Genomic DNA, 5,992 nt, shown 5'->3' with positions numbered 1-5,992 from the left:
GGGGTGGGGGCCAGGGGGTGTCACTCATCGGTCGTGGCCGGTTCCGTCGCGGGCTTCTTGGCGGCGGCCTTCTTGGCCGGCTGGGTTTTCCGGGTTGGCGTGGCCTTCTTGGCCGGCACGGTCCTCTTCGCGGCCGCAGGCTGCTTCTTGGCTGCCGGCGTCTTCGCAGGAGCCGCCTTCTTCGCTGGCGTCGTCTTCGCGGCCGTCGTCGTCTTCTTCGCGGCGGCGGGCGCCTTCTTCGCCGGGGTCTTCTTCGCCGCGGGTTCGGCCGGCTTGCGCGGCGTGGTGCGCTTCGGCGGCGTGGTCTGCTGCGCCTTCGGGGCGCGGTCCCGCATCGCGGGGACCGCGGCCGCGCGGCGGGCTGCCGCGGCCGCCGCGTCGGTGTCGTCCGCGTCGACGACGACGCGGACCGGGCGCGGGCGCGTCTCCGGGCGCGGGAAGGCCTCCTCCGCGCGGGACGCTGGCGCGGCCTCCGCCGACTCCGGCCGCGCCTCCGGCGAGGACGGCGGCGTGCCCTGGACCTGCCGCAGCTGGCGCTCCAGGTACTCCAGGACCACGCCCGCCTGGACGATGCCGTCACCGATGCGGTGCCACGCCCTCTCGCCCTCCTCGCGGGCGCGTTCGACGACGCCGTCGGCGAGGTCGCGGACAGGCGGCGGCAGCCGCTTGTGCAGCTCCTCCGCCACGCCCGTGGCGATCCCGGTGGCGATCTTCACGTAGTCACGGACCATCTCGCGCATCCCGCCCTCGTCCACACGTCCCTCCACAGCTTGGCCGTAGGTCCGACGCTACCGCCTTCGCCGCCGCCGTGAGGCGCGGGCGCTGCGGTACCGTCGGTCGAAGTCCGCACCCAGAGGAGTCCGCCCCCGCCATGGCCACCGCGCTCGAATGCCGTGAGGCACTGACCACCTTCAGCGAGAACCTCGGCAAGGCCACCGGCAACGCCCGCACCGCTGCGCAGCTGGACCGCTCGCTCAGCTGCTGGATCAGCGACCTGGACCTGACCTTCACCGGGCAACTGCGCGACGGACACATCCAGGACCTCGCCGAGGCTCCCGGCAGGCCCGCGACCAAGGCGCAGATCCGCCTCGCCCTCGCCGGGGACGACCTCCTCGCCCTCGTCGACGGCAGGCTCAACTTCGCCAAGGCCTGGGGCTCCGGCCGGGTGAAGCTGGAGGCGAGCATCCTCGACCTGCTGAAGCTGCGCACCCTGCTCTGAAGCCCCGCGGCCCCGCGACTCGGCCGCCCGTCACAGCCCCAGCTCGGCCAGCCCCTTCCGCCACTCCGGCACCGGACGCCCGGCGTCCGCCGCACTCCACGTCGCCGCGCACAGGGCGCGCAGACCCGCGTAGGGGTCGGTGCCGCGCTCCTCGCCGAAGCCGAGGCGGCCGTCCTCGCGCGGGGCCACCGTCCAGCCGCCGCAGCGGAACGCGCCCCCGCCGAGCTCCTCCAGCGCCGGCGGAACAGCCAGCAGGCCGCGCAGGTCGGCGGCGAGGTAGGTGGGCCGGTCCTTCGGCTCGGCCTCGGGCAGCTGCTCGGGGCGGGTGACGCCGGTGAAGACCAGCAGGCTGTCCACCCCACCGTTGAACGCGCCCTCGATGTCGGTGTCCAGGCGGTCGCCGACGACCAGCGGACGCCGCGCGCCGGTGCGGATCACCGTCTCGCGGTGCATCGGCGGCAGCGGCTTTCCGGCCACTTCCGGCTCGGCGCCCGTCGCGGTACGGACGGCCGCGACGAGCGTGCCGTTGCCCGGGGCGGTGCCGCGCGCGGTCGGGATGGTCAGGTCCGTGTTCGAGGCGACCCACGGCAGACCGCGCTGCACCGCGTACGAGGCCTCGGCCAGCTGCTGCCAGCCGATGCCCGGGTCGTAGCCCTGCACCACCGCCGCCGGGTTCTCGTCCAGCGAGGCGACCGGCACCAGGCCGCGCTCCCGCACCGCCTCCCGCAGTCCCTCGCCGCCGATCACCAGCACGGCCGACCCGGGCGGGACCTTCTCCGCGACGATCCGGGCTGCCGCCTGCGCGGAGGTGATGACGTCGGCGGGCGCGGCCGGCACCCCGAGCTCGGTCAGGTGCGCCGCGACCGTCTCCGGTGTGCGGGAGGCGTTGTTGGTGACGTAGGCGAGGTGCATGCCGCCCGAGCGGGCGGCGTCGAGCGCCTCGACGGCGTGCGGGATCGCCGCCGCGCCCGCGTAGACGACGCCGTCCAGATCGAGCAGGGCGGTGTCGTAGGCGAGGTGGAGGGGCTGCTCAGCGGTCACGAGGCGGGTCTCCCTGCGGATCGTCGCGCGGATCTGCGTACGGATCTGCGTGCGGTGCGGCTGGTGATTCGACGGCGGGCACCCCGGCGTGTCGGCGCCGGTCACCTCCGACCGTACCGAAACCCCCGGCGCGCGCCTTCAGGGTGGCCCGTGTCTGGCGCAGCGCCGCCCGGTACGGCTCCGAGCTCGGCCGCATCGCCACCGCCAGGGCCAGATGCTCGGCGGACGCCTCGAAGTCCCCCAGCCGGGCCGCCGACAGCCCCCAGCCGAACTGCGCGTAGTCGTCGGACGGATCGGCCAGCGCCACCGCGCGGAAGTTCTCCAGCGCCGCCGCGTACGCGCGCGTCTCGAACTGCGCCCGCGCCAGCGCCTCCCGGATCGCCCGCGAATGCGGCTCCTGCTCGACCGCGTGACTCAACAACTGCACCGCCGCACCCGCGTTGCCCTGCGCGAGCATCGCGATCCCGCGCCGGAACCAGTCGTACACCTCGCCGCCCGGTTGCCCCTGATCTCTCATCCGGTCATGACCTCCCGTGCCGCGTGCCTTCGTGATGACGTGATCCGAGCTCTCCGCGATCAACAACCGCATCCATCGGATTAACATGCCCAGGGTGGAACGAGTCAGTGCTGACGACGTGAGTGATACCCGCTACGGCGACGCCGGGAGGGTGGCCGCGTGCGGCCTTTCGCTGGCCCCCTTCCGCGGGCTGCGCTACGACCCGGAGCGGGTCACCTCCCTCGGCGCGGTCACCTCACCCCCGTACGACGTGGTCGACCCCGACGGCCGGACCCGGCTGGAGGACAGCGACCCGCACAACGTCGTCCGACTGATCCTGCCCCGCCCCGAGCCCACCGCCGAGGACGGCTACCGGCACGCCGCCACCCTGCTCGACCGCTGGCAGCGCCAGGGCGTGCTGCGCCCCGACCCCGAGCCCGCCCTCTACGTCTACGAGCAGCGCACCTCGGACGCCGACGGCGGCCTGCTGCAGCGCGGCCTGATCGGCGCGCTCGCGGTCAGCGACGCACGCGCCGGCATGGTGCTGCCGCACGAGGACGTGATGCCACGCCCCGTCGCCGACCGCGTCGGCCTGATGCGCACCACCAAGGCCAACCTGGAGCCGCTGCTGCTGACCTACCGCGGCGACGGCCGGGCAGCTGCCGTCGTCGAACGCACGGCGCAGCGCGATCCGCTGCTCGAGACCACCACCAGCGACGGCACCCGCCACCGCCTGTGGGCGGTGACCGAACGGGACGACCTCACCGCCGTCTCCGCCGACCTCGCCACCTGCCGCGCACTGATCGCCGACGGCCACCACCGCTGGGCCATGTACCTGCGCCTGCAGCGCGAACACCGTCACCTGGCCCAGAGCCCCTGGGACCGGGGCATGGTGCTGCTCGTCGACACCGCCGCGTATCCCCTGCGGGTCCGCGCGATCCACCGCGTCCTGCAGCGCCTGCCGCTGCGCGACGCGCTCGAACGCCTCCGCTCGGCCGGCGGCGACTGGCGCCTGACCGACCTCGGCGACGCGGTCGAACCGGCGCTGAAGGCGCTGGCGACGGCGAAGGCGGGCGCAGGCGCCCGGGGCGGCTCCGGGGCCCACGACAACGCGTTCCTGCTGGCCGGCGACGGAGGCTTCCACCTGCTGACCGGCCCCGACGAGACGGCCCTGGCCGCCTCCGTCCCCGCCGACCTGCCGGAGGAGTACCGGCGCCTGGACGCGACCGTGCTGCACGCCCTCCTGCTGGAGCGCGTCTGGCGGGTTCCGGACGACCCCGAGCACATCGGCTACCTGCACGACACCGGCGCCGCCATCCGCGAGGCCGTCCGCGCCAACGGCACCGCCGTGCTGCTCAACCCCGTCGAGGAGGGCGTCGTCCGCCGCCTCGCCGAGCAGGGCGTGACGATGCCACGCAAGTCCACGTCCTTCGGCCCGAAGCCGGCCACCGGGCTGGTGCTGCGCAACCTGCGCCTGGGCTGACGGAACGACAGAGGGCCTGCCCTGGTGCGGATTCCGCACCGGGACAGGCCCTCTGTCGTGTCACTCGCCGTCAGTCGGACGTCGGATGTGGGACGCCCAGTGAACCAGTGGCCCGAGGATCAGCGACGGTTGTCGGAGTGGCTGTAGCCCTCCTCCTCGTCCTCTTCCTCGTCGTCCTCGTAGTAGTCCTCGCCGTTGCCGCCGTCGAAGAGGGCACCACCCTCGGCGCTGACCTCGTCCAGGTCGAGCGCGTTGCCGACCTCGGACGCGTCGTCGGAGTCGGACTCGACCTCGGCGTCCGCCGCGGCCTCGGCCTCGTCCTCCGCGGCCTCCGCCTCCTCGACGTCGGCCGGAAGGTCACCGGACACGTCGGCGGCGTCGACCTCGTCGTCCGCCTCGTCCTCGTCGTCGTCGAGCGCGTCGACGAACTCGATGCCGTCCAGCTTGGCCAGGCGCTCGGCGGCGTCGGTGGTACCGCTCTGGTCCGCCTCGACAGCCTTGGCGAACCACTCGCGCGCGTCCTCCTCGCGGCCGACGGCCAGCAGCGCGTCCGCGTAGGCGTACCGCAGGCGGGCCGTCCACGGCTGCACCGAGTGCGACGCCAGCTCCGGCGACTCCAGGGTCACCACGGCGGCCTCCAGCTGACCGAGGTCCTTGCGGGCCCCGGCGGCGACCAGACGCATCTCGACCTGGCCGGCCTTGTCCAGCTGCTTGACCTCGGGTGCGCCGGCCATCTCCAGCGCCCGCTCCGGGCGGCCCAGACCGCGCTCGCAGTCGGCCATGACCGGCCACAGGTCCGCGGACCCGGTCATCCGGCGCGCGGCGCGGAACTCGTTCAACGCCTCGGAGTAGCGCTCGGTCGCGTAGGAGGCGAAGCCCGCCGCCTCACGAACGGCCGCGACGCGGGACGCCAGACGGAGCGCGACACGCGAGTAGGCGTAGGCCTGCTCCGGGTCGGAGTCGATCAGGCGCGCCACCATCACCAGGTGCTTGGAGACGTCCTCGGCCAGCGTCTTGGGGAGCGTCATCAGCTCCTGACGCACGTCCGCGTCGATCTCCAGCCCGGTGACGTCCTCGTCGATCGGCAGCCGGCGCGTCGGAGCACTGCGCTCGCCGCGGTCACGGTCCCCGTACCCACCACGCTGCTCGAAGCGCCCACCACGGTCCCGATCGCCGTAGGACGGGCGGTCATCACGGCGGGGGCCGCGGTCACGGTCGCCGTAGGACGGGCGGTCGTCACGACGGGGACCACGGTCGCCGTAGGAGGGGCGGTCATCACGACGCGGGCCACGGTCACGGTCGCCGTAGGACGGGCGGTCATCACGACGCGGGCCACGGTCGCCGTAGGACGGCCGGTCATCGCGGCGGAAGCCGCCCCGGTCACCACCACGGTCGCGGTCGCCGTGCGACGGACGGTCTTCGCGACGCGGGCCGCGGTCGCGGTCGCCGTAGGACGGGCGGTCGTCACGACGCGGACCACGGTCACCGAACGACGGGCGATCGTCACGACGGGGACCACGGTCACCGTAGGAGGGGCGGTCATCACGACGCGGGCCACGGTCACGGTCGCCGTAGGACGGGCGGTCATCACGACGCGGGCCACGGTCGCCGTAGGACGGCCGGTCATCGCGGCGGAAGCCGCCCCGGTCACCACCACGGTCGCGGTCGCCGTGCGACGGACGGTCTTCGCGACGCGGGCCACGGTCGCGGTCCCCGTAGGACGGGCGGTCGTCACGACGCGGACCCCGGTCAC

6 protein-coding genes and 1 pseudogene are annotated in these 5,992 nt (G+C 74.2%); 3 read left to right on the top strand and 4 right to left on the bottom strand.

Annotation, left to right across the window (positions count from 1 at the left end):
- Window positions 1–20: 20 nt before the first annotated feature.
- Window positions 21–767: a hypothetical protein gene (locus tag DN069_RS41115; protein ID WP_207892368.1), complete on the bottom strand. Its 747-nt coding sequence runs from the start codon at window positions 765–767 to the stop codon at window positions 21–23.
- Between the two features lie 104 nt (window positions 768–871).
- Between DN069_RS41115 and DN069_RS33855 the strand changes: the two genes are divergently transcribed.
- The gene (locus tag DN069_RS33855) at window positions 872–1,219 is read left to right on the top strand and encodes an SCP2 sterol-binding domain-containing protein (protein WP_111507072.1); all 348 of its coding nucleotides are present in this window, start codon (window positions 872–874) and stop codon (window positions 1,217–1,219) included.
- Window positions 1,220–1,249: 30 nt separating this feature from the next.
- Here the strand turns inward: DN069_RS33855 and DN069_RS33850 are convergent, their stop codons facing one another.
- Both DN069_RS33850 and DN069_RS33845 read right to left on the bottom strand, forming a co-directional pair.
- Window positions 1,250–2,260 carry an HAD-IIA family hydrolase gene (locus DN069_RS33850; protein WP_243640115.1) on the bottom strand — a complete coding sequence of 337 codons (1,011 nt, stop codon included), beginning with the start codon at window positions 2,258–2,260 and terminating at the stop codon, window positions 1,250–1,252.
- Window positions 2,250–2,849 (bottom strand): tetratricopeptide repeat protein, encoded by a 600-nt coding sequence (locus DN069_RS33845; protein ID WP_243640112.1) that lies wholly within the window; start codon window positions 2,847–2,849, stop codon window positions 2,250–2,252. The genes DN069_RS33850 and DN069_RS33845 overlap by 11 nt, the downstream gene beginning before the upstream one ends.
- 46 nt (window positions 2,850–2,895) lie before the next feature.
- Between DN069_RS33845 and DN069_RS33840 the strand changes: the two genes are divergently transcribed.
- Window positions 2,896–4,239, top strand: coding sequence for a DUF1015 family protein (locus DN069_RS33840; RefSeq protein ID WP_243640110.1), 1,344 nt, complete (start codon window positions 2,896–2,898; stop codon window positions 4,237–4,239).
- Between the two features lie 119 nt (window positions 4,240–4,358).
- On the opposite strand, the gene DN069_RS33835 is transcribed toward DN069_RS33840, so the two are convergent.
- The gene (locus DN069_RS33835; protein WP_424556357.1) at window positions 4,359–5,267 is read right to left on the bottom strand and encodes a hypothetical protein; all 909 of its coding nucleotides are present in this window, start codon (window positions 5,265–5,267) and stop codon (window positions 4,359–4,361) included.
- Between DN069_RS33835 and DN069_RS42715 the strand changes: the two are divergent.
- Window positions 5,226–5,992: pseudogene (locus DN069_RS42715) on the top strand (hypothetical protein); the annotation flags it as partial. The gene DN069_RS33835 and the pseudogene DN069_RS42715 sit on opposite strands and share 42 nt — an antisense overlap.

Source organism: Streptacidiphilus pinicola (genome assembly GCF_003258295.1).
In the GTDB taxonomy this organism is placed as follows: Bacteria; Actinomycetota; Actinomycetes; order Streptomycetales; family Streptomycetaceae; genus Streptacidiphilus; species Streptacidiphilus pinicola.
This window is presented reverse-complemented; position numbering and strand designations above follow the sequence as displayed.

Coding starts and splice junctions, on each gene's coding strand:
- DN069_RS33855 (WP_111507072.1), top strand. CDS start 872: ATGGCCACCGCGCTCGAATGCCGTGAGGCACTGACCACCTTCAGCGAG.
- DN069_RS33845 (WP_243640112.1), bottom strand. CDS start 2,849: ATGCGGTTGTTGATCGCGGAGAGCTCGGATCACGTCATCACGAAGGCA.
- DN069_RS33835 (WP_424556357.1), bottom strand. CDS start 5,267: ATGACGCTCCCCAAGACGCTGGCCGAGGACGTCTCCAAGCACCTGGTG.